The organism is Deinococcus radiopugnans ATCC 19172 (genome assembly GCF_006335125.1).
GTDB classification, from domain to species: domain Bacteria; phylum Deinococcota; class Deinococci; order Deinococcales; family Deinococcaceae; genus Deinococcus; species Deinococcus radiopugnans.
This window is the reverse complement of sequence record NZ_VDMO01000014.1, coordinates 44188-63692: the sequence shown is the minus strand read 5'-3', so window position 1 is coordinate 63692 and position 19505 is coordinate 44188. Positions and strand designations below refer to the sequence as shown.

20 protein-coding genes are annotated in these 19505 nt (G+C 69.5%); 12 read left to right on the top strand and 8 right to left on the bottom strand.

All coding sequences use genetic code 11. From position 1 onward, the window contains the following. Positions 1–219 precede the first annotated feature (219 nt). Both FHR04_RS13445 and FHR04_RS13440 read left to right on the top strand, forming a co-directional pair. Entirely contained in the window at positions 220–561 is a 342-nt protein-coding gene (locus tag FHR04_RS13445) for an FKBP-type peptidyl-prolyl cis-trans isomerase (protein ID WP_039685719.1), read from the top strand. A 131-nt stretch (positions 562–692) separates the two neighbouring features. Next, entirely contained in the window at positions 693–1463 is a 771-nt protein-coding gene (locus tag FHR04_RS13440; RefSeq protein WP_139403884.1) for a TM2 domain-containing protein, read from the top strand. An 18-nt stretch (positions 1464–1481) separates the two neighbouring features. Here FHR04_RS13440 and FHR04_RS13435 read toward each other — a convergent pair whose 3' ends face one another. The 5 genes from FHR04_RS13435 to FHR04_RS13415 form a co-directional block, all read right to left on the bottom strand. Next, complete coding sequence (locus tag FHR04_RS13435; protein WP_139403883.1) at positions 1482–2738, bottom strand: aminotransferase class V-fold PLP-dependent enzyme; 1257 nt, start codon at positions 2736–2738, stop codon at positions 1482–1484. 140 nt (positions 2739–2878) lie between these two features. After that, positions 2879–3262 carry a large conductance mechanosensitive channel protein MscL gene (gene mscL, locus FHR04_RS13430; protein ID WP_139403882.1) on the bottom strand — a complete coding sequence of 128 codons (384 nt, stop codon included), beginning with the start codon at positions 3260–3262 and terminating at the stop codon, positions 2879–2881. A gap of 87 nt (positions 3263–3349) precedes the next feature. Further along, positions 3350–4015 carry a tRNA (guanosine(18)-2'-O)-methyltransferase TrmH gene (gene trmH, locus FHR04_RS13425; protein ID WP_139403881.1) on the bottom strand — a complete coding sequence of 222 codons (666 nt, stop codon included), beginning with the start codon at positions 4013–4015 and terminating at the stop codon, positions 3350–3352. A gap of 21 nt (positions 4016–4036) precedes the next feature. Then, complete coding sequence (locus FHR04_RS13420; RefSeq protein WP_139403880.1) at positions 4037–4888, bottom strand: aminoglycoside phosphotransferase family protein; 852 nt, start codon at positions 4886–4888, stop codon at positions 4037–4039. After that, a complete protein-coding gene (locus FHR04_RS13415; protein ID WP_139403879.1) occupies positions 4885–5925 on the bottom strand; it encodes an MBL fold metallo-hydrolase in 1041 nt (346 codons plus the stop codon). Before FHR04_RS13415 ends, FHR04_RS13420 begins: the two co-directional genes overlap by 4 nt. A 261-nt stretch (positions 5926–6186) precedes the next feature. On the opposite strand from FHR04_RS13415, the gene FHR04_RS13410 reads away from it, so the two are divergent. The 9 genes from FHR04_RS13410 to FHR04_RS13370 all read left to right on the top strand — a co-directional run bounded on the left by FHR04_RS13410 (position 6187) and on the right by FHR04_RS13370 (position 14797). Then, positions 6187–6456, top strand: coding sequence for a WGxxGxxG family protein (locus tag FHR04_RS13410; RefSeq protein WP_039685707.1), 270 nt, complete (start codon positions 6187–6189; stop codon positions 6454–6456). 342 nt (positions 6457–6798) lie between these two features. Further along, entirely contained in the window at positions 6799–7566 is a 768-nt protein-coding gene (locus FHR04_RS13405; protein ID WP_245616346.1) for an AIM24 family protein, read from the top strand. A gap of 73 nt (positions 7567–7639) precedes the next feature. Beyond that, on the top strand, positions 7640–8227 hold the full coding sequence (locus tag FHR04_RS13400; protein WP_039687550.1) for a hypothetical protein: 588 nt from the start codon (positions 7640–7642) through the stop codon (positions 8225–8227). A gap of 5 nt (positions 8228–8232) precedes the next feature. After that, positions 8233–9402 carry an MFS transporter gene (locus tag FHR04_RS13395; protein WP_249039124.1) on the top strand — a complete coding sequence of 390 codons (1170 nt, stop codon included), beginning with the start codon at positions 8233–8235 and terminating at the stop codon, positions 9400–9402. A gap of 151 nt (positions 9403–9553) precedes the next feature. Continuing rightward, the gene (locus FHR04_RS13390; protein ID WP_139403878.1) at positions 9554–10390 is read left to right on the top strand and encodes an enoyl-CoA hydratase/isomerase family protein; all 837 of its coding nucleotides are present in this window, start codon (positions 9554–9556) and stop codon (positions 10388–10390) included. Positions 10391–10508: 118 nt separating this feature from the next. Then, entirely contained in the window at positions 10509–11501 is a 993-nt protein-coding gene (locus FHR04_RS13385; protein WP_139403877.1) for a malate dehydrogenase, read from the top strand. A gap of 208 nt (positions 11502–11709) precedes the next feature. Next, positions 11710–12465 carry an SRPBCC family protein gene (locus FHR04_RS13380; protein ID WP_249039123.1) on the top strand — a complete coding sequence of 252 codons (756 nt, stop codon included), beginning with the start codon at positions 11710–11712 and terminating at the stop codon, positions 12463–12465. Next, positions 12462–13640, top strand: a complete 1179-nt coding sequence (locus FHR04_RS13375) for a zinc-dependent alcohol dehydrogenase (RefSeq protein ID WP_139403876.1) — start codon at positions 12462–12464, stop codon at positions 13638–13640. The genes FHR04_RS13380 and FHR04_RS13375 overlap by 4 nt, the downstream gene beginning before the upstream one ends. Before the next feature lie 143 nt (positions 13641–13783). Continuing rightward, positions 13784–14797, top strand: a complete 1014-nt coding sequence (locus tag FHR04_RS13370; RefSeq protein ID WP_139403875.1) for an SDR family NAD(P)-dependent oxidoreductase — start codon at positions 13784–13786, stop codon at positions 14795–14797. Between the two features lie 27 nt (positions 14798–14824). Here the strand turns inward: FHR04_RS13370 and FHR04_RS13365 are convergent, their stop codons facing one another. Further along, a complete protein-coding gene (locus FHR04_RS13365) occupies positions 14825–16045 on the bottom strand; it encodes a citrate synthase family protein (protein WP_139403874.1) in 1221 nt (406 codons plus the stop codon). 67 nt (positions 16046–16112) lie between these two features. On the opposite strand from FHR04_RS13365, the gene FHR04_RS13360 reads away from it, so the two are divergent. After that, entirely contained in the window at positions 16113–17462 is a 1350-nt protein-coding gene (locus tag FHR04_RS13360) for a beta/alpha barrel domain-containing protein (RefSeq protein ID WP_139403873.1), read from the top strand. A gap of 5 nt (positions 17463–17467) precedes the next feature. Here the strand turns inward: FHR04_RS13360 and FHR04_RS13355 are convergent, their stop codons facing one another. Both FHR04_RS13355 and FHR04_RS13350 read right to left on the bottom strand, forming a co-directional pair. Continuing rightward, on the bottom strand, positions 17468–18304 hold the full coding sequence (locus FHR04_RS13355; protein ID WP_039685691.1) for a DMT family transporter: 837 nt from the start codon (positions 18302–18304) through the stop codon (positions 17468–17470). 135 nt (positions 18305–18439) lie between these two features. Continuing rightward, positions 18440–19393 (bottom strand): hypothetical protein, encoded by a 954-nt coding sequence (locus FHR04_RS13350; protein ID WP_139403872.1) that lies wholly within the window; start codon positions 19391–19393, stop codon positions 18440–18442. Positions 19394–19505: the final 112 nt, after the last annotated feature.

Sequence of the window (19505 nt, the reverse complement as noted above, 5' to 3'; positions counted from 1 at the left end):
CTGTCCAGGCTAGCAGACGGTGCCGTTCGCAACGCGGGCGCGGCGCTGGCGGGCGAATCTGAGAGCGTAGCTGGCACCTTCACTTTTGGCTAAGCCTGTTTCAAGGCGCGCAGCACGCCCCTTCGCGAAGAAGGATGGGCCGGCACGCAGGCCTGCGCGCCTTCATCCTCACTTCAGACATGAGGTGAGGCTCAAGATTCAGGCTTTACCCTGCGGGGCATGAGCACCTCCGAACAGCCCCAACTCAAGGTCGAGAAGTACGAAGAAGGCAGCGGCGAGCCCGCCCAGACGGGCAAGATGGTCCGGGTGCATTACACCGGCACGCTGGAAAACGGCCAGAAATTCGATTCCAGCCGGGACCGGGGCGAGCCCATCGAGTTCCCGTTGGGCGTCGGCTACGTGATTCCGGGCTGGGACCAGGGCATCGCTCAGATGCGGGTGGGCGACAAGGCCACGCTGACCATTCCGGCGGCGCTCGGCTACGGCGACGCGGGCGTGCCCGGCGTGATTCCCGGCGGCGCGACGCTGATCTTCGACGTGGAACTGGTGGACGTGCGCTGAATCCCCTGTGGGGCCAGAGGAGGTCCTGAAGGTCAACTCCGGGCTTTCCGCGCCGTGGTTCATGGTCTGAGCAGATGCCTGCGTCTTTTGACGGACGCAACCCTGGCCCGCTCCGGGGCGTAATGTGGAGCATGACCAATCCTGACGATCAGAAGGGTCCGGGAGCGGGTGAGACCGGACACGCGGGCAATGCGCCGTCGTGGGTGGACGACGTGCTGGGCGGCCCGGCGGTGGGCAGCGCGGCCACTTCCCGCGGTCCCGATCTGCGCAAGCCCGATTCTGACAGGCCCAACCTGAACAAGGCCCCGGCCCAGCCGAATGACCTGCGGATTCCCGAATCGCCCAGGCCCGCCGCACCCCCAGCGGCCGCCAGCACCGAGGACTGGGTGTCGCGCGTCACCGGCAGTCCGCCCCCGCCCGGTCCCGGCGCGGCCCAGCCAGGCGGGTTCCAGGGCCATTCACCGGCGGCCCCCGGCGCGCCCGAACTGGACGCCTGGGGCGAGCCGCAGCGGCCCCTGCGCCCGCCTCCCATGGCCCAGGCCGACGAGCGGCCCGTCCGGCCGTACGCGCCGGAGTCTGCGCCTGCGGGTGACGTGGCCCAGAAGCGCCTGATCGCCGGTCTGCTGGGGATTTTCCTGGGCAGCCTGGGTGTCCACAAGTTCTACCTGGGCCTGAACACCCAGGGCATCATGATCCTGGGAGTCAACATCGGGGTGTGGGTGCTGGCCCTTTTGGTGGGTCTGGTGACCTTTGGCTTGGGGCTGATCGTCACTCTTCCGCTGGCCGGACTGGTCAGCAGCGCGCTGGGCCTGCTGGGCTTGATCGAGGGCATCCTGTACCTCACCAAATCCGACGCGGACTTTCAGCGCGACTACCTGATCGGCAAGAAGCCCTGGCTGTAGGCGCCGGGCCGCCCCGCCCTACAGCGCCCTGGCGATATCGGCCTTGAGGTCCTTGACGTCCTCCACGCCCACGCTCATGCGGATGGTCTGGGGGGTGACCCCGGCAGCGCGGCGGGCGGCCTCGGGCACGCGGCCGTGGGTGGTGGTCCAGGGGTGCACCACCAGGGTGCGGACGTCCCCCAGATTGGGGGCGATGCGCAGCACGCGCAGACGCGACAGGAAGGCGGCGGGGTCCGGCACCTCGAAGGCCAGCACCGCGCCGCAGCCGTGGCTCAGGTAGCGCCGGGCCTGCGCGTGGAAGGGGTGGTCTTCCAGGCCCGGATAGCTGACCCGGCCCACGCCGGGCTGCGTTCTCAGCCAGCGGGCCAGCTCCAGCGCGCTCTGGCACTCGCGCGACAGCCGCAGCGCCAGCGTTTCGAGCCCCTGCGCGATGAGAAAGGCGCTGTGGGGGGCCAGGGTCATGCCCAGCTGACTGGCCCCCAGCCAGCGTTGCCGCCACGCCAGGGCCTCGCCCCCGCGCACGTTCAGGACGCTGTGCTCGCCGCCGTCGGTGTAGCTGGGATTGCGGCTCAGGTCATGCCGCGTGCCCACGGTGACGCTGCCGCCCATAACGCTGCCGTGGCCGCCGGCCCACTTGGTCAGCGACTGCGCCACGATGTCCGCGCCGAACGCCAGCGGGCGGCACAGGTAGCCCACGCCGCCGCAGGTGTTGTCGATGGCCAGCAGGGCGCCGCGTTCATGCGCGATGTCGGCGAACGGCCCGATGTCGGCGATGTCCCCAGCCGGGTTGCTGATCATCTCGGCCCAGACCAGCCGGGTGTTGTCCTGCATGGCGGCGCGCACGGCGTCTGGCGTGTTGTCCACCAGCGTGGCGGAGATGCCCATCAGCGGCAGGATGTTGTTCAGCATCCCCGTCGTGCCGCCGAACAGGCTGGACGCCGAGACCACGTGGTCCCCGGCGCGGCAGGCGCTCAGGATGGCAGTCAGGGTGGCGGCCTGACCGCTGGCGAGGGCCACCGTGGCCGCCCCGCCTTCCAGCGCGGTGATGCGGCCCTCCAGCGCGCGGACGGTGGGGTTCTGGAGGCGGGCGTAGCTGAGGCCGGTGTTGTTTTGGAACTCGCCCTGCGCCTGCTCCAGCGTGTCGAACTGAAAGGCGGCGGCGGCGTGGATCGGCACCCCCACCGTCTGCCCCAGCCCGCGCGGAATGCTGGCCTGCACGGCGGCCGTCTCGTAGCCCCAGTCGGTGGCGGCCGGATCAGTGGGAACATCACTCATGCGCCCACGCTACGCGTCCCCCGGCCCAGACGCGCGGGGCATGTCCGCACGACACCGCCAGAGGGCCTCAGGAACAGGCGCGGCCTTCACTGGGGAGGCCGCGCCTGGAAGCACCTTTCAGGCAGTCAGCCTCAGCCGCCTCAGACTCGGCCCTTAATGGCGTCGCGGATCTCGGCCAGCAGTTTTTCCTCGTTGCTGGGTTCGGCCACCGCTGCCTTTTCCTGGCGTTTGAAGCGCTCCATCAGGTGGTTGAAGGGAACGATGACGAAGAAGTAGATGATGGCCGCCGTCAGAACGAAGCTGAGCAGTGCGGTCAGGAACGCGCCATATTTGAAGATGCTGCCGTTGACCGTAAAGGTCAGGGCCGTGAAGTCGGGCACCCCGCCGAAGATGCCGATGATCGGCAGAATCAGGCCACTGGTAAAGGAGTCCACCACCTTGCCGAAGGCCGCGCCAATCAGCACCCCGACGGCCAGATCAATGAGATTGCCGCGCAACAGGAACTTCTGGAAGCCACTGATCATATTGTGAAGTTTGCTCGATTTGAGATGGAATAGCAAGACTCGTTCTGCCGACGCCGTCTACGGTTCAAGTTCAGCCTGAATGCGGTGTCAGGCGATGATCTGGCCCTGGTCGTCCAGCGCGGGGTACGCCTCGCCGCGCTCCCGGTACGCGGGGGCCAGCTCCGGGTAGCCCCACTCGAAGGCCAGCCGCGCCAGTTCGTCCGGCGCAAGCTGGGGCGCGTCGTACATCCCAGCCGAGAGCCGCTGGCGCTGCGCCTCGAACAGGATGGTGGCCGCCGCCACCGACACGTTCAGGCTCTGCACCATGCCGAACATGGGAATGATGATGTTGCCGTCCGCCGCATCTGCCGCCGCGTCCGCCACGCCCCATTTCTCTGCGCCCAGCAGCACGCAGGTGGGCCGGGTGTAGTCGGCCTCGCGGTAGTCCACGCTGCGCTGCGATAGGTGGGTGGCCAGCACCTGCACGCCCTGGGCCTGCAAGTCGCGCACCGCCGCCAGCGTGTCCGCGTGCGTCTGCACCCGCACCCATTTGTGCGCGCTGCCCGACGTGGCCTCGAAGGTGTTGCCCCCAAAGTCCAGCGGCTTGCCGTTCCCCGGTGGGACGGCGTGGGCAGTCAACACTCCCACCGCGTCGCAGGTGCGGACGATGGCCGAGAGGTTGTGGGGCTTGTTGACCTGATCCATCAGGACGGTCAGGGTGGGCTGGCGTTTGCTCAGCACCCGCAAGATTTTGGCGTAGCGCTCGGGGGTCATACCACCGCAGGGTAACGCAGCTCAGCCGGGATACGGCGCGGCCAGTTCATCCATGAGTGGGGAACGCACCAGAAGTTTGCGGGCCGTCCAGCCGTCGTCCCGCACGCCCCATTCCAGATGGTGCAGCGCCCCGCCCAGCAGGTGCGCCCACCACAGCGGCGTCAGCAGGGCCAGGGCTTCGCCAGTCAGTGGGGTGTGAGCGGCGTAACCGCGCACCACGTCGTCGTGGACGCCGCGCCACGCCAGGGCGAAGTCCTCCAGGGGGTCGGCGGGCCGCGTGAATTCGAAATCCAGCAGGCCCGTCCAGACGCCGCCCTGCACGCGCAGGTTCCAGGGCGTGAAGTCACCGTGGATCACGCGGTGGGGGCCGGGGCGCAGTGCGGCCACGGCGCGGCGGGCGCGGTGCAGGTGCCAGCGGTACAGGCGCACGTCCGCAGGGCGCGCCGCCTCGTGGGCGTCCAGCAGCGCGTCGGCGCCGGGGTCAGCCAGCACCTCCAGTGCGCCGCGCCAGCCGGGGCGGGCGGCGGGCAGGGGCAGTTCCCGCCAGCGCTCATGCAGTTCTGCCAGCCAGCGCCCCCGCGTGTGGGCGTCCTCGTGTGGGGCAGGATCACCCGGCACAACGTCGTGCAGGGACCACCACGCACCGTCCAGAACCTGGGGTCCGCGTCTGAGGAAGGGCAGATTCAGCCCCGTGTCCGCGATCAACTTCAAAACATTCAGCTCGTAATGCACCTCGGGTTCTGGGCCATGCCAGCGGCGCAGAACGGCGCTCTCCTGCCCGTTCCAGACCTGCCAGTGGCGGTTCAGGCGGCCTCCCAGCTCAGCCTGGGGCCGCAGATTCCAGGCATCGAGCAGCTCCGGGGGTGGGGTCATGCCCGCACAAACAGCGCCGCGCCATCCTCCCGCCGCGTCTCAAGCAACTCGCCGCGCTCCGCCAGGTATTCCGCCAGCGCCGCCGTCTGGTCTAAAAGCAGGATGGCCTGAATCGGTTTCAGCCGGGGATGCAGCGCGTGGGTCAGGTCATGAACGGTGATCGGCTCGGCGGCGGCGTCCAGCACGGCACCCAACTTGTCGGCGTAACGCTCGCGCAGGCTCTGGATGCGCTCCTGCCAGTGGTGCATGGGGCCGTCGTGTCCGCCCAGCGCCACGCCCACGCCTTCCAGTCCTTCAATGTGTTCCAGCGAGGCGAGGTAATGCCGCAGCCCCGCGCCCCGCTGAAACCGCGCTGGCATCAGCGGCGGCGAGTTGCGCGGCAGCAGATGATCGGCGCTGAGCAGCAGGTCGTCCACGCGCAGGCAGACCTGCGAACCCTCATGGCCGGGCGTGTGCAGAACGGTGAACACGTCGTCCAGCACGTCGCCGTCCCGCAACGGTGTCTGAACCTCTACGGCCTCCGGGAGCATGGTGTTGCGGGCGCGGCGGCGCAGGCGTTCGGCGTATTCCGCTTCCGTTCCGCCGCCGGTCAACCCCAGCCAGCGGATGTGCTCCTCCATCTCGGCCGGCCGGGCCACCGGATCACCCTCTGGCTGCTCGATGGTCTGCACGGCCCATTCGTGCGCGGCAACGGGCGCATTCGTTCTGCCTCGAACAAAGGGCAGACCGGCCACATGGTCCGGGTGCGGGTGTGTGATCACCACGCGGCTCAGGGTCTTCCAGGACACCGCCTCGCCGGACTCGCGGCGGATGGCCTCCAGCCCGGCTTCCAGCGCGGCGGTGCTGGCCTCGTGGCTGCCACCCGTGTCGATCAGGGCGGTGTACGTCGGCCTGGCAGGCTCGCCCCGCACCACCACGAACACGTTGGCGGCGAAATGCGGAAAGGCGGGCACGCTCAGCGTGTAGACCCGCGTGCCGCCGGACGTGACGTGGCGGGCGGAGACAGGTGAAACCGGGGTGGGAACGGGCGCGCTCATGCCCGCACCCTAGAGCAGTGGCCCCAGCCGCAGTGTCATTTTCGGCGTCTGCGGGCCCTGGACACGGCGGCCTGCCCGTGGCGTTCAATCCTGAGTCTCGCGCGCGTCCGGTGCGCCGCGGACGTTAAAGATTGTGTGGGTGATGACTGAACAAGGCCAACAGGCGGAGCCTCAGGTGAGTATGCGATGCTGCGTTCGCCAGACAGCCTGTGTTCGGATTGAGCTGCCCCTGGAAGACCACTTGTGACTGGAGGACCATTGATGAAACGATTTGTTCAGTCCACGCTGTTGTTTTCCCTGCTGCTTGCCGCGCCCATCCCGGCGTTCGCCCAGACGGACGTCACCACGGAGACGACGGCACCGGTCACCACCAACACGACCACCACCGGCACCACCACGGCTCCCGTCGACGCGGATAACGGCTTCGACTGGGGCTGGCTGGGCCTGCTCGGTCTGCTGGGTCTGGCTGGGCTCAGGCGCAGAGAGGACCGGGCCTATTCCACGACCACCCCGGGAACCGGGCCGCGCTGACGGCACCCCTTACAGGCGTGTTCTCTACAGCGCTGCGTTACCAATCCATGTTGAACCCGTGGACTGGTAACGCAGGCTTGCGAGAATTTTCGAGGGCGCCTGCATGGGCCAACAGATCGCCAACCAGATGACCTGTTGACTGGACGATCACCGTGCCGTCCGTTGTCAGGTGATGGCCTGTTTGCGGCAACGGCTGCTGCGACGGGGACAATAATTTGGGGGCGTCGTGTGGACGCAGGCTGGCGGCTGCGGGGGTGTGGGGCCAGCGGGCACCCCAATCCAGGTCTGCGGGTTGCGCCTCCGGGCATGTCGCCCAATAGAAATCTGTATTACCCTTCTGGCATGACCCATATGCAGCTTGTGCAGGAGCAGAAAGGCGACGGCGTGACTTTCCGGATCCACGCGCTGACCCATGTGATCCGCTACTCGGTGGGCAACGACGGCGAACTGGCCGAAACGCGCCAGATGGACGGGCGCTTCACCGTGGAGGCCCAGCTTCACGGCTCGGGTGTGCTGATCGAACCCGGCGCGTTCCAGTACAGCCACGGCAACATCACGGCCAACGTCGAGCAGCAGGCCAAGGGCGGCTTTCTGAGCCGGGCCATCGCCACGGCGGGCACCGGCGAGAGCGCCTTCGCCACCCGTTTTACCGGCCAGGGCAAGGTCTGGACCGAGCCGACGAACAAGCATTTCATCATCGCGGAGTCCAGCGGGGCCAAGGGCGACGAGATGATTCTGGACGACAAGGCCTTTTACATGGCCCAGGACACCATGCAGCTGGGCACGCACACCCACAACTCGATTGCCGGGGCGCTGTCGGGCAACGGGCTGCGCCAGCCCAAGCTGTCCGGACGGGGCATCTTCGTGGTGGAATCTCCGGTCCCGGTCTCGGAGGTTGAGGTCATCGAGCTGAGCGGCAACGACACCCTGATCGTGGACGGCGACCTGATGCTGATGTACAGCGCCTCCCTGAAAGTGGAACTGCGCCCGCTGGTGCGCGGTATTCGCAACGCCCTGCGCAGCGGCGAGGGGCTGGTCTTCGTGATCAGCGGCCAGGGCACGGTGTTCCTGACGCCCACCCACCGCAACCTCTCGGCGGCGACGCTGTAGCCCCCCAACGCCAGTGAACCGTGAAGGTTGAGTGCGCGGCGTCGCCCCGCCGCCATGCTTTACCCTGCCCGACATGTTGACGTTGGGGGAAGCCGCGCGGCGCGGCGCGGGCAGGATGGGCGAGGAAGTGGGGCGGCTGGCGGCGCAGGACGTGCGCGGCATGGTGGTGCCGCCGGAGTTCGAGGAAGCCTTTTACCTGGGCGTCAACCTGCCCGAGCAGCTGGGCCGCCTGTTCGCGCCCATCAATCCCCGGCGCGTCGATGAGGACGCCTTAGAGGAGCTGAGCGCGCGGGCCGAGGCCCTGATCCGCACCAGCTTTCTAATGGACGACGCGGTGCAGCTTTTTTACCGGGCGCTGCGCAACGCCGGGCTGGATCGCGGCGCGGTGCATGTGCGCCGTCCAGGCCATCTGCCCACCGAGGAGGCGCAGGTCACGCCTCCCGGCACGGCGGCTCTGCAGGCCTTCAAGCGGCTGTGGGCCAGCGACTGGGCCTTCGGCGCGGTGCTGACCCGGCTGGACGAGACCGGCGGTGTGGGTCTGGACGCCCGGCCCACCCTGGTCCTGCCCGGCCTGACCGGCACGCCCGACCCACTGATGGCGGGGGCGCTGGGGGTGCCGACGGCCCTGGTCAACGAGGTGGGCCTCGTCGGCCTGCCCTGAGCGCTGTGACCGCCCGGCCCGCTGCCCCCCACCCCCTGCTGTTCGCCGCGCTGGGCACGCTGGTCTTCTTGAACGTCTACGCGCCGCAGAGCCTGCTGCCGGTGCTGGCGCGGGACTTCGGTGCGGGCGCGGCGGAGGTGGGCTTCGTGGTGGGCGCCACCACCCTGGCGATGGCGCTGGCCTCGCCGCTGGTGGGCGTGCTGGCCGACGCGGTGGGCCGCCGCCGGGTGGTGGTCTGGGCCTTCGCGCTGCTGACGGTTCCAGCGGTGCTGGCGGTGTTCGCGCCCACGCTGGCGACCCTGAACGCCGCCCGCTTTGCCCAGGGCCTGCTGATTCCCGGCGTCATGGTGGCCCTGAACGCCCTGATCGCCGAGGAAGTCCCGCCCGCCGGACGTGCCCGCGCGCTGTCGCTGTATGTGACGGGCACGGTGCTGGGCGGCTTCCTGGGGCGCTTTCTGGCTGGGCTGGTGGCGGCGCCGTGGGGCTGGCACGCGGCGTTCTGGCTGCTGGCGCTGGCCTCGCTGGGGGGCTTCGTGCTGGCCCGCGCCGGCTTGCCTCCCGAGCAGCACTTCACGCCGCAGAAAGACGGACGCGTGGTCTTGGAGGCGCTGGGGGCCCACCTGCGAAACCGGGCGCTGCTGGCAACCTGCGCGGTGGGTTTCCTGATCCTGTTCACGCTGGTGGGCGTGTTCAACACGCTGACGTTGCGGCTGGCGGCCCCGCCCTACGGGCTGAACACCGCGCAGACCGGCCTGATCTTCGCCGTGTACCTGCTGGGCGTGGTCATTACTCCGATTGCCGGGCCGCTGCTGGCGTTGCGCGGCCCCCGCGTCGCGTTGCTGACGGCGGTGGGGGCCAGTCTGGTGGGGCTGCTGCTGACCCTGGCCGCGCCCCTGCCCGTGATCATCGTGGGCGTGGCGGCGGGGGCCTGCGGCGTCTTTCTGGCGCAGTCCGCCGCCTTGAGCGCCGTGCAGCGCGAGGTCACGCGGGCGCGCAGCCTGGCGTCGGGGCTGTACCACGCGGCGTACTACGGCGGAGCCGCCGCCGCCAGCGTGCTGGCCGGGCACGCCTACGAGGGCGGCGGCTGGCCGTCGGTGGTGGGGCTGGTCACCGGCAGCATGGCGCTGGCCGGGGTGGTGGGACTGCTGGGCTGGCGGAAAAGCGGCGCGGTCTGATCTGGACTCCGATGGAATCGTTTGTTAAAACGATGAAATCCGAGCGGATGCGAGAAGGAGCAGTACGGGTTCCGGACGTGGAGTTCACCAACCGGCGCTTTCCCGGTTGGTGAACGAAACAGACGGAATCCGTATGAGCTAGCCTCACCCTATGAAGATCCAGCAACTGTGCGCCCCCGGCGCGTATCCCGGCCTGCACCTCGAAGCCCATGACCTGACCGAGAGCGGCAGCGGCATCCTGGAAATCGTGATCCGCAGCGAGAAAACGCTGAACAGTGTCAACGCCGAGGCCCACCGCGCCTTGACCCAGGTGTGGCGCGACATTGACGCCGCCGAGGGCGTGCGCTGCGTGTTGATCCGGGGCGAGGGGCGCGGCTTCTCGTCGGGCGGGGACTTTACCCTGATCGAGGAGATGAGCAGCGACTTCACGGCCCTGGCCCGCGTGTGGCGCGAGGCGCGGGATCTGGTCTATAACGTCGTCAACTGCGGCAAGCCCATCGTCAGCGCCATCCACGGCCCCTGCGTGGGCGCCGGGCTGGCGGTGGCGCTGCTCTCGGATGTAAGCGTGGCCGCCAAAACGGCCCGGATTCTGGACGGCCATGTGCGGCTGGGCGTGGCCGCCGGGGATCATGCCGCGATCATCTGGCCACTGCTGTGTGGGCTGAACAAGGCCAAGTACCACCTGCTGACCGGCGAACCGGTGTCTGGCGAGGAGGCCGAACGCATCGGGCTGGTCAGCCTGTGCGTGCCGGACGAGGAACTCCTAGACCGTGCCTGGAAGGTGGCGCGTACCCTGGCGGCGGGCAGCCCCACCGCCATTCGCTGGACGAAGTACGCCCTGAACAACTGGCTGCGCGCGATGGGGCCGACGTTCGACGCCAGCCTCGCCCTGGAATTTCTGGGCTTCACCGGCCCCGACGTGAAGGAGGGCCTGAGCAGCCTGCGCGAGAAACGTCCCCCGAACTTCGCGGAGGACGCGCCGATCTAGGCGAACCAGCACGTCGGCGCAGCGCTCTCCGCTGTCTCCCCTCAAGGAACGCTGTACCCCGCTCCTGCCCCCGCCGCGTTATTGTGAATCGTAAAACCATTCTTCTGGAGGGATTTTCATGACGAATAAAGAACCTGTTCGTGTGGCCGTGACCGGTGCGGCTGGTCAGATCGGCTACAGCCTGCTGTTTCGTATCGCGTCCGGCGACATGCTGGGCAAGGATCAGCCGGTCATCCTGCAACTGCTGGAAGTGACCCCGGCCCTCAAGGCGCTGCAGGGCGTCGTGATGGAGTTGCGCGACTGCGCCTTCCCGCTGCTGGCGGACATCGTGACCAGCGACGACGCAGAAGTGGCCTTCAAGGACGCCGACTACGCCCTGCTGGTGGGCGCGATGCCGCGCAAGGCCGGCATGGAACGCGGTGACCTGCTGTCGGCCAACGGCGGCATCTTCAAGCCGCAGGGCGAGGCGCTGAACAAGGTGGCCAGCCGCGACGTCAAGGTGCTGGTGGTGGGCAATCCCGCCAACACCAACGCCCTGATCGCCCAGCAGAACGCCCCCGATCTGAACCCGGGACAGTTCACGGCGATGGTGCGGCTGGATCACAACCGCGCCGTGTCGCAGCTGGCCGAGAAGACCGGCAAGCCCGTCACCTCTATCCAGAACCTGACCATCTGGGGCAACCACTCCAGCACCCAGTACCCGGATCTGAGCGCGGCCACCGTGGACGGCACGCCCGCCCTGGATCTGGTGGACCGCGAGTGGTACGAGAAGGAGTACATCCCCACCGTCGCCAAGCGCGGCGCGGCCATCATCGAGGCGCGCGGGGCCAGCAGCGCCGCCAGTGCCGCCAGCGCGGCCATCGACCACATGCGCGACTGGGCGCTGGGCACCCCGGAAGGCCAGTGGGTCAGCATGGGCATTCCGTCGGACGGCAGTTACGGCGTGCCCGAAGGCCTGATCTACGGCTTCCCGGTCAAGTGCAGCGGCGGCAAATACGAGATCGTGCAGGGCCTGGACGTCTCCGACTTCAGCCGGGGCAAGATGGACGCCACCGCCCAGGAGTTGCAGGAAGAGCGCGACGAGGTTCGCAAGCTGGGTCTGGTCAAGTAAGACCGGGGCTTGTGCAGGGAAGGGGGCGAGGCTTGCGGGCCTTGCCCCTCTTTTTGGTGGCGTCACTGCTGAACATGCCATGAGTGCGCCCATCACGCGGCGTTGACCGTTTCTTGGCGGGCCGCAGACTTGGTGGGCTGGGGAACCTTGTGCCGCCGTGGCCCCGCCATAAATAGCCCATGACACGCAAAGATGTGGGGGAAAGCCGGTGAGTGCTGGCGACGCAAGGGGCGGGGCGCGGGTGACGCCGCCAGAACGTCGCAGCACCGGGGCCGCCATGCCGACGGCAGAACGCGGCCTCTTCGGCGTGATGGGCGTTTTTCTGCTGACGGCGGGCCTGCGCTCCGGCTCGTCCTTTCAGAAGCTGCTGCTCGGCAGCCTGGGGGCGGGACTCACCGCCCTGGCGCTGAAGGGGCAGAGTCCGGTGGCGACGGCCCTGAAAATCCGGCAGAACACGGACGGCGAGACGCTGGTGGGTGACGCCGTGACCATCGGCAAGGGGGCGGACGAACTGTACGCCGTGTGGCGCAAGCTGGAAAATCTGCCTGGGCTGATGAAACACCTGGAGCGGGTGGAGGTGCTGGACGAGCGCCGCTCGCGCTGGACGGTCAAGGCCCCGGCGGGCTACAGCGGCGGCGAGGTGAGCTGGGAGGCCGAACTGACCGCCGACGAGCCGGGCCAGCGCATCGCGTGGCGGTCACTGCCCGGCGCGCAGATCGAGAACAGCGGCGAGGTGCTGTTCCGCGCGGCCCCCGGTGACCGGGGAACGGAAGTGGTGGTGCGCCTGACCTACCGTCCGCCCGGCGGCTCGGCGGGGGCGTTGCTGGCCCGCATGCTGGGGCAGGAGCCGTCGCAGCAACTGCGCGACGATCTGATGCGTTTCAAGCGCGAGCAGGAACTGGGCTATCACCCCACCACCGAGGGCCAGAGCAGCGGGCGGGCCGGGCAGGGAGGCAAAGCATGAAGGCCATCGTCTGGCAGGGCACCAACCATGTGGGCGTGGAAACCGTCCCCGATCCCGCGCTGCTGCTGCCCACCGACGCCATCGTGCGCGTGACCTCCACCGCCATCTGCGGCTCGGACTTGCACCTGCTCGACGGCTACATCCCCAGCATGGAAAAGGGCGACATCCTGGGCCACGAGTTCATGGGCGAGGTGGTGGAAGTCGGCGCGGACGTCAAAAAGGTGCGGCCAGGCGAGCGGGTGATCATGCCCTTCAACCTGGCCTGCGGCGTGTGCGATCCGTGCCGGCGCGGGCTGTTCAGCGCCTGCGACAACTCCAACCCCAACCACCGCATGGCCGAGGCGCTGTACGGGGCCACCAGCGCCAGCGGGCTGTTCGGGTACTCGCACCTGTTCGGCGGCTACGCGGGCGGGCAGGCCCAGTTCGTGCGGGTGCCGTTTGCCGACGTGAGCTGCTTTGCCATCGAGTCTGACCTGCGCGACGATCAGGTGCTGTTTTTAACCGATATTTTCCCCACCGGATATCAGGCCGCCGAGAACTGCGCCATCGTGCCGGGCCGCGACGTGGTGGCGGTGTTCGGGGCCGGGCCAGTCGGCCAGTTTGCGCTTCGCAGCGCCCAGATGCTGGGGGCCGCTTCAGTGATCGTGGTCGACCGCGTGCCCGAACGGCTGCGGCTGGCCGAGGCGGCGGGGGCGCGCACGGTCAACTACGAGCAGACCGACGTGCTGGAGGCCCTGCGCGAGGCGACGGGGGGGCGCGGCCCCGATCACGTTATCGACGCGGTGGGCCTCGAAGCCCACGGCCACGGCCCCGGCGCGCTGCTGGACACCGCCGAGCAGAAGCTGAGACTGTCCTTTGACCGCATCACCGCGCTGCGCTGGGCGATCCTGAGCTGCGCCAAGGGCGGCACGGTCAGCATGCCGGGCGTGTACGGCGGGCTGGTGGACAAGCTGCCGCTGGGCGCGGCTTTCAGCAAGGGCCTGACCCTCAAGATGGGCCAGACGCACACGCACCGCTACGTGCGCCCGCTGCTGCAGCGCATCCAGGGCGGCGAGATCGATCCCAGCTTCGTGATCACCCACCGCGCCGCGCTGTCCAAAGGGCCGGAACTGTACAAGACCTTCCGCGAGAAACACGACGGCTGCATCAAGGTGGTGCTCGACCCCTGGGCTTGACCTATAGACGGTCTGCATTCCGCCTGCCCCACGTGCTGCGCTGGCCGCGCACGGGGCAGGCGTTTTGCAACCCAGTTCCACGGCAGATTGAGGCGTCCTTTACGTGGCGGTTGGGGGCAGGTGGAACTCTCCAGAATGGAGGGATGCGAATTCCCAAACGTCTGATTCTGGCCGCTGCGGTGACGGCCCTCGCCGCGCGGCGCCAATTCGTGCCGCGCTATGGCCTGACTGGCAGGAGCGTGCTCGTCACCGGTGGCTCGCGCGGGCTGGGGCTGGCGCTGGCCGCCGAATTCTTGAAACGCGGGGCGCGGGTGGCCCTGCTGGCCCGTGACCCGGCCGAGCTGGAGCGTGCGGCGGAGCAGCTGGGCGCGGGCGGGCGGGTACACACCGTGGCGGGCGACGTCACCCGTGAGGACGATCTGCAGCGGGCGCTGGCCGAGGTGACGCGGGTCTTCGGCGGCTTGGACGTGCTGGTCAACAACGCGGGCCTGATCCAGAGCGGCCCGCTGGCCAATATGACCGAGGCCGACTTCCGCAGGATCATGGAGGTCAACACCTTCGCGCCGCTGCGACTGACCCGCCTGGCCCTGCCCGAACTGCGCCGCCGCCAAGGGCGGGTGCTGCTGGTGTCCTCGGTGGGGGGCAAGGTGGCCGTGCCACATCTGGCCCCCTACAGCGTCAGCAAGTTCGCTCTGAGCGGGCTGGGTCAGGCGCTGCATGCCGAATTTGCCCAGCACGGTGTGAATGTGACCACCGTCCATCCCACCGTAATGCGCACCGGCAGTCCCCGGCAGGCCACCGTCAAGGGCCAGCACGAGAAGGAGTACGCGCTGTTCGCCACGGTGGACAACTCGCCGCTGATCTCGCTGGACGCCGACGTGGCCGCCCGCCGCATGGTGGACGCCCTGGTGCGCGGCCACGCCGAGGCCTTTGTGGGCGGCTCCGCCCTGCTGCTGGGCTACGCGCAGGCGCTGGCCCCGCAGCTCACCGCCGACGTGCTGGCGCTGTCCACCCGCCTGCTGCCTGCCCCCACCGCCAGCGATCAGGGCGTGCCGGGCCGCGAGGCCGAGACGTTCGTAACCCGCCACAACCCCATCAAGCGGGAAGCCGAGCGGACCTTCAACGAGCTGGGTGGGGAAGAGAGCGGGGAAGAGTAGGGCGGGGGCGCCTGCCTGCCTGACGCGCTACGGCCCCACGTAACGCGCCCGTGGCCGGATCAGCCTTCCGCCCAGCACCGTTTCGATGGCGTGGGCCAGCCAGCCTGCCGCGCGGGCCACGGCGAACAGCGTCAGCGCGTCCTCGGGGCCGCGTCCCAGCGTGTGCGTCAGCGCGGCCAGTGCCAGATCGATGTTGGCGTGTTCGCCCGTCTCGGCCCGTGCCACCGCCTGAAGCCCACGCGCGGCCTGAACGGCAGGAGCGCCGGGACGCGCGGTGTCCAGCGCCGCCAGCAGCGCGCGGGCGCGCGGATCGCCGTCCGGGTACAGGCGGTGGCCGAAGCCGGGCACGAAGGCGTGGCGCTGGGTGGCCGCCTTCAGGGCGGTGCGGGCGTCCGTCGCCAGCGTCCCTGTCAGCAGTTCGTGGGCCGCAAACGCCGCCAGTCCATGCCGTGGCCCCTGCAAGGCGCACAGCGCGGCCAGCGTGGCGTGTGGCAATCCCGCGCCGCTGCTGGCGGTCACGCGGGCGGCGAAGGTGCTGACGTTCAACTCGTGATCGGCCAGCAACACCAGGGTGCGGCGCAGCAGATCGGCGTCGGCAGCTGCGCCCCAGGCCCGTGCCAGCCGCATGTGCAGCGGCAGATCGGGGGCCGAGGGACGGCGCTCGCGGCGCTCCAGCGTGGCGTATAGCAGGCTGAGAACGCGGGCAGCGCGGGCGGCCAGCTGTTCCGGGCGGCCTTCCTGCGCGCCGATGTCCTGCGCCCCGGCGTGGGCCAGCGCGTGGGCAAACGCTTCCGTGCTGCTGATGGAGGCGCTGGTGGTTCCGCGCGGAAAGGTGGCCCCCAGGTTCAGGCGGGCGCGCAGGGGCAGCGTGGCCCAGCCGTCCGCCTCGCCCGTCCACAGCAGCGCGCCCACCTCCTCCACCGTCGCCGTGTCCGCCAGGGCCACGGCGTCCTGCCCCCGGTAGGCCAGCGTGCCGCCCGCGATGCGGGTCAGGGCGCTGTCCAGCACGGGCATGCCCCATTCCAGCGCCCCGGCCGCCGCGCCCTGCACCGCCCCCGCCGGATCGCGTTTCAGGGTCTGCCGGGCCAGCAGGACGCGCACGTCCTCGGCGTGGTACAGGCGCTGGCGGCGCTGGCCGACTCCGGCCTCAGAGCGAATTAGCCCGCGGGACACGTAGGCGTACAGGGTGGCCGGTTTTACGTCCAGCAGGGCGGTGGCCTCGGCGGCACTGAGCAGGGTTTCGGCCATGCCCCAGGCTAACATTGATTGAGTAATCAAGATTGACGGCATATCAATGAAGGACTAGCGTTCAGGCATGACACCCCCCGTTGCCGACGTGCCCGAAGCCAACCTCTTTCCCCAGGCTTTTCCCGCCGATAGCTTCCCGCAGTTCGTGTGGGAGGAGGGGGAGCGGCCTGCCACGCTGCCCGAACAGGCCTGGACGACCGAGACCACGCACCGCGACGGCCAGCAGGGCGGGTTGCCGCTGACCGAGGCCGATGGGCTGGCGATCTACGACCTGATGGGGGCCTTCACCGGCCAGTCGGGGGCGCTGCGGCAGGCCGAGTTCTTCGTCTACCGCCCGGCCGACCGCGCCATGCTGGAAGGGGCGCTGGAACGCTGGCGCGGCGGCCATCCGGTGGAACCCACCACCTGGATTCGCGCCACCCGGGGGGACGCCGAACTGGTGGCCGGGCTGGGCGTGCGGGAAACCGGAATGCTCGCCAGCGCCAGCGACTACCACACCTTCTACAAGTTCAAACCCGGTGGCCGCGCCCAGGCCGCCCGCACCTATCTGGATGCGGTGGGGGCGGTGCTGGACGCGGGCCTGCGCCCCCGCCTGCACCTGGAGGACGCCACCCGCGCGCCGCGCGAATTCATCCTGCCCTTCGTGGCGGCGGTACAGGAGTTGGCTGCAAGGTACCCGGCACAGCAGGCCCCCAAATTCCGCGTGTGCGACACGATGGGGTTGGGCCTGCCGCTGGACGGGGTGGCGTGGCCGCGCAGCATACCCGGCCTGGTGAGGGAGTTGCGGGCGGCGGGCGTGGACAGCGAGCGGTTGGAGTTCCACCCCCACAACGACACCCATCTGGTGGTGGCGAACTGCCTGGCCGCCGTGCTGGCCGGATGCGCGGCCATCAACGGGACGCTGCTGGGCAAGGGCGAGCGCACCGGCAACGCGCCGCTGGAAGGCGTGCTGCTGCATCTGGTGGGTCTGAATCTGGTGGGGCAGGGCGGCAGTCAACGCCCCGATTTCGCCGTGTTGAACCGCCTGAACGAACTGTACGAACGGCTGGGCCAGGGCGTGCCGGCCAAATACCCGCTGTACGGCCGCGACGCCCACCGCACCCGCGCGGGCATCCACGCCGACGGCCTCAACAAGTTCTGGCCGATGTACGCGCCCTTCGACGTGCCGGGGCTGCTGGGCCGCCCGCTGGAACTGAGCCTGACGGCCGACAGCGGGCTGGCCGGGCTGATCTTCCTGATCCGGCAGCATACCGGCCACGAGCTGTCCAAGGACGACGCGGGGTTGCGCGCCCTGCACGCCCGGCTGGGCGCCGACTTCGAGGCGGGCCGTCAGACGGCGGTGGAGTGGGAGGAGATTGCGGACGAGGCCCGCGCCGTCGTTGCTGGCGCCCCAGGGCAGCCCGTGCCCTCGGCCTGACCTTCCTACCGCCCCGCGATCAGCCCCGCGCCCACCAGCGCCAGCACCACGCCCACCCACTGCGCGGCCCGCAAGCCCTCGCGCAGCACGGTGACGGCCAGCAGGGTGGTAAAGGCCGGGTACAGGCTGGACAGCAGCGAGCCCACCGCCAGCCCGCCCCCCTGCACCGCCAGCAGGTAGAACAGGTTGCCCAGCGTGTCGCCCGGCGCGGAGGCCAGAATCAGCGCCGGATTCTTAGGGCGCAGGCCCACCAGCCGTGCGGCCAGCACCAGCGAGATCAGCGAGCTGCACAGGCGCGCGGCCCCCAGCGTCCAGAACACCCCCGGCGACTGCGCCTGCCCCAGCATGGCGAAAAAGAAGCCGAAGCCCAGGCCCGCCGCCAGCCCGATCAGCACGCCGTTGTCCTGCCAGCGGCCGGTGCTGCCGCCCTCGCCAGGGCTGTAACTCAGCAGGCCGGTGCCCAGCAGCACGCCCAGGGCGCCCAGCCAGCCCAGCAGTCCCAGCACCTCGCCGCCCAGCACGCCGATCACCACCGGCACCAGCGCGGACAGCGCGCCCGCCCCCACCGACACCGCGCCCATCGGCCCCAGCGCCAGCGCGCGGTAAAACGCCAGCACCGCGAACAGGCCCACCGCGCCCGCCGCCGCGCCCCACAGCAGATCGCCCAGCGGCGGCATCTGCTGACCCATCAGCACCGCGAGCAGCAGCATGATCGCCGCGCTGATCGGGTGGGTCAGGGCGACCACCCGCAGCGGCGAATCGCGCCGGCTGGCCAGCCCCGCCAGAAAATCGCCGACGCCGTAGGTCAGCGCCGACAGCAGGCCGCTCAGGGCCGGGTTCAAGAAAAGAGCCTCACCGCCGGAGTGTACAGGGGGTGAAGATCCGGGGGCGGAATCCAGTCTCCGCCATCTGGACAACAAAAAAGACCGGAATGTTTCTCCCGGCCTTCTCTTCACAGCCTTGCAGGGCCAGAAACTTTACTCGTCGTCGCGGCGGTTGTTGCTCCAGCCCCGGTCCGCGCGGGCGCGGGGGCGGAAGCCGCCGTCGGTGCCTCCCTCGCTGCCTTCGCGGGGCGCGGGCGCGGCGTCACGGGGCCGGTCCTCGCGCGGGCGGAAGGCCGGACGGTCTTCACGGGGACGGAAACCGCCGCCCTGCGAGCCGCCACGGTCATCCCGGCCCTGGTAGCCGCCGCCCTGTCCACCACGGTCATTGCCGCCGCGGTAACCGCCACCCTGCCCGCCCCGGTCTTCACGGGGACGGAAACCGCCGCCCTGCGAGCCGCCACGGTCATCGCGGCCCTGATAGCCGCCGCCCTGTCCACCACGGTCACTGCCGCCGCGGTAGCCGCCACCCTGTCCGCCCCGGTCTTCGCGGGGACGGAAGCCGCCGCCCTGCGAGCCGCCACGGTCGTCGCGGCCCTGGTACCCGCCACGGTCATTGCCGCCACGGTAGCCGCCACCCTGACGGTCCCCGCCGCCGTAACCGCCCTGACCGCCGCGGTCTTCACGCGGACGGAAGCCGCCACCCTGCGGGCTGGGCCGGTCCCCCATGGGGCGCTCGGCACTGGTGCGCTCGCCGCTCTTGAAGCCGCCCTGCCCCTGGCCCTCGCGCAGTTCGCGCATCTCGCGGCGCAGGCCACGGATTTCCTTGCCCTGGGCTTCGAGCATTTCCTTCATCTCGCCCAGCAGTTCCAGCAGATCGTCGGCGTCGATGTACTCGTCTTCCTCGCTGTCCTCGCCGTCTGTTGCGGCGTCCTCGCCCTGGGCGTGCATGACGTCCTCGCCGTCTTCACCCTCGGTCTGGGCTTCCTGGGCGTCCAGCACCAGGTCCTCGTCGGGTTCACCCTGCAATTCGGGCAGAATGTCGCGCACCTCGGTGGGCATCTGGTCGTCGGCGGTCTGGCCCTGGCGCGTCTCGTTGTTGTCGGTCATGGTGTTTCTCCTTTTGGCGCGGCTGATGGTGCCTGCGCTGTTTCCCTGCCACCTGTCGTGCATGACCCTGGCGGCGAATTCCGGACGGGTTCGGCCTGTCTTTTCGGCCAGT

Coding starts and splice junctions, on each gene's coding strand:
- FHR04_RS13445 (WP_039685719.1), top strand. CDS start 220: ATGAGCACCTCCGAACAGCCCCAACTCAAGGTCGAGAAGTACGAAGAA.
- FHR04_RS13440 (WP_139403884.1), top strand. CDS start 693: ATGACCAATCCTGACGATCAGAAGGGTCCGGGAGCGGGTGAGACCGGA.
- FHR04_RS13435 (WP_139403883.1), bottom strand. CDS start 2,738: ATGAGTGATGTTCCCACTGATCCGGCCGCCACCGACTGGGGCTACGAG.
- mscL (WP_139403882.1), bottom strand. CDS start 3,262: ATGATCAGTGGCTTCCAGAAGTTCCTGTTGCGCGGCAATCTCATTGAT.
- trmH (WP_139403881.1), bottom strand. CDS start 4,015: ATGACCCCCGAGCGCTACGCCAAAATCTTGCGGGTGCTGAGCAAACGC.
- FHR04_RS13420 (WP_139403880.1), bottom strand. CDS start 4,888: ATGACCCCACCCCCGGAGCTGCTCGATGCCTGGAATCTGCGGCCCCAG.
- FHR04_RS13415 (WP_139403879.1), bottom strand. CDS start 5,925: ATGAGCGCGCCCGTTCCCACCCCGGTTTCACCTGTCTCCGCCCGCCAC.
- FHR04_RS13410 (WP_039685707.1), top strand. CDS start 6,187: ATGAAACGATTTGTTCAGTCCACGCTGTTGTTTTCCCTGCTGCTTGCC.
- FHR04_RS13405 (WP_245616346.1), top strand. CDS start 6,799: ATGACCCATATGCAGCTTGTGCAGGAGCAGAAAGGCGACGGCGTGACT.
- FHR04_RS13400 (WP_039687550.1), top strand. CDS start 7,640: ATGTTGACGTTGGGGGAAGCCGCGCGGCGCGGCGCGGGCAGGATGGGC.
- FHR04_RS13390 (WP_139403878.1), top strand. CDS start 9,554: ATGAAGATCCAGCAACTGTGCGCCCCCGGCGCGTATCCCGGCCTGCAC.
- FHR04_RS13385 (WP_139403877.1), top strand. CDS start 10,509: ATGACGAATAAAGAACCTGTTCGTGTGGCCGTGACCGGTGCGGCTGGT.
- FHR04_RS13375 (WP_139403876.1), top strand. CDS start 12,462: ATGAAGGCCATCGTCTGGCAGGGCACCAACCATGTGGGCGTGGAAACC.
- FHR04_RS13370 (WP_139403875.1), top strand. CDS start 13,784: ATGCGAATTCCCAAACGTCTGATTCTGGCCGCTGCGGTGACGGCCCTC.
- FHR04_RS13365 (WP_139403874.1), bottom strand. CDS start 16,045: ATGGCCGAAACCCTGCTCAGTGCCGCCGAGGCCACCGCCCTGCTGGAC.
- FHR04_RS13360 (WP_139403873.1), top strand. CDS start 16,113: ATGACACCCCCCGTTGCCGACGTGCCCGAAGCCAACCTCTTTCCCCAG.
- FHR04_RS13350 (WP_139403872.1), bottom strand. CDS start 19,393: ATGACCGACAACAACGAGACGCGCCAGGGCCAGACCGCCGACGACCAG.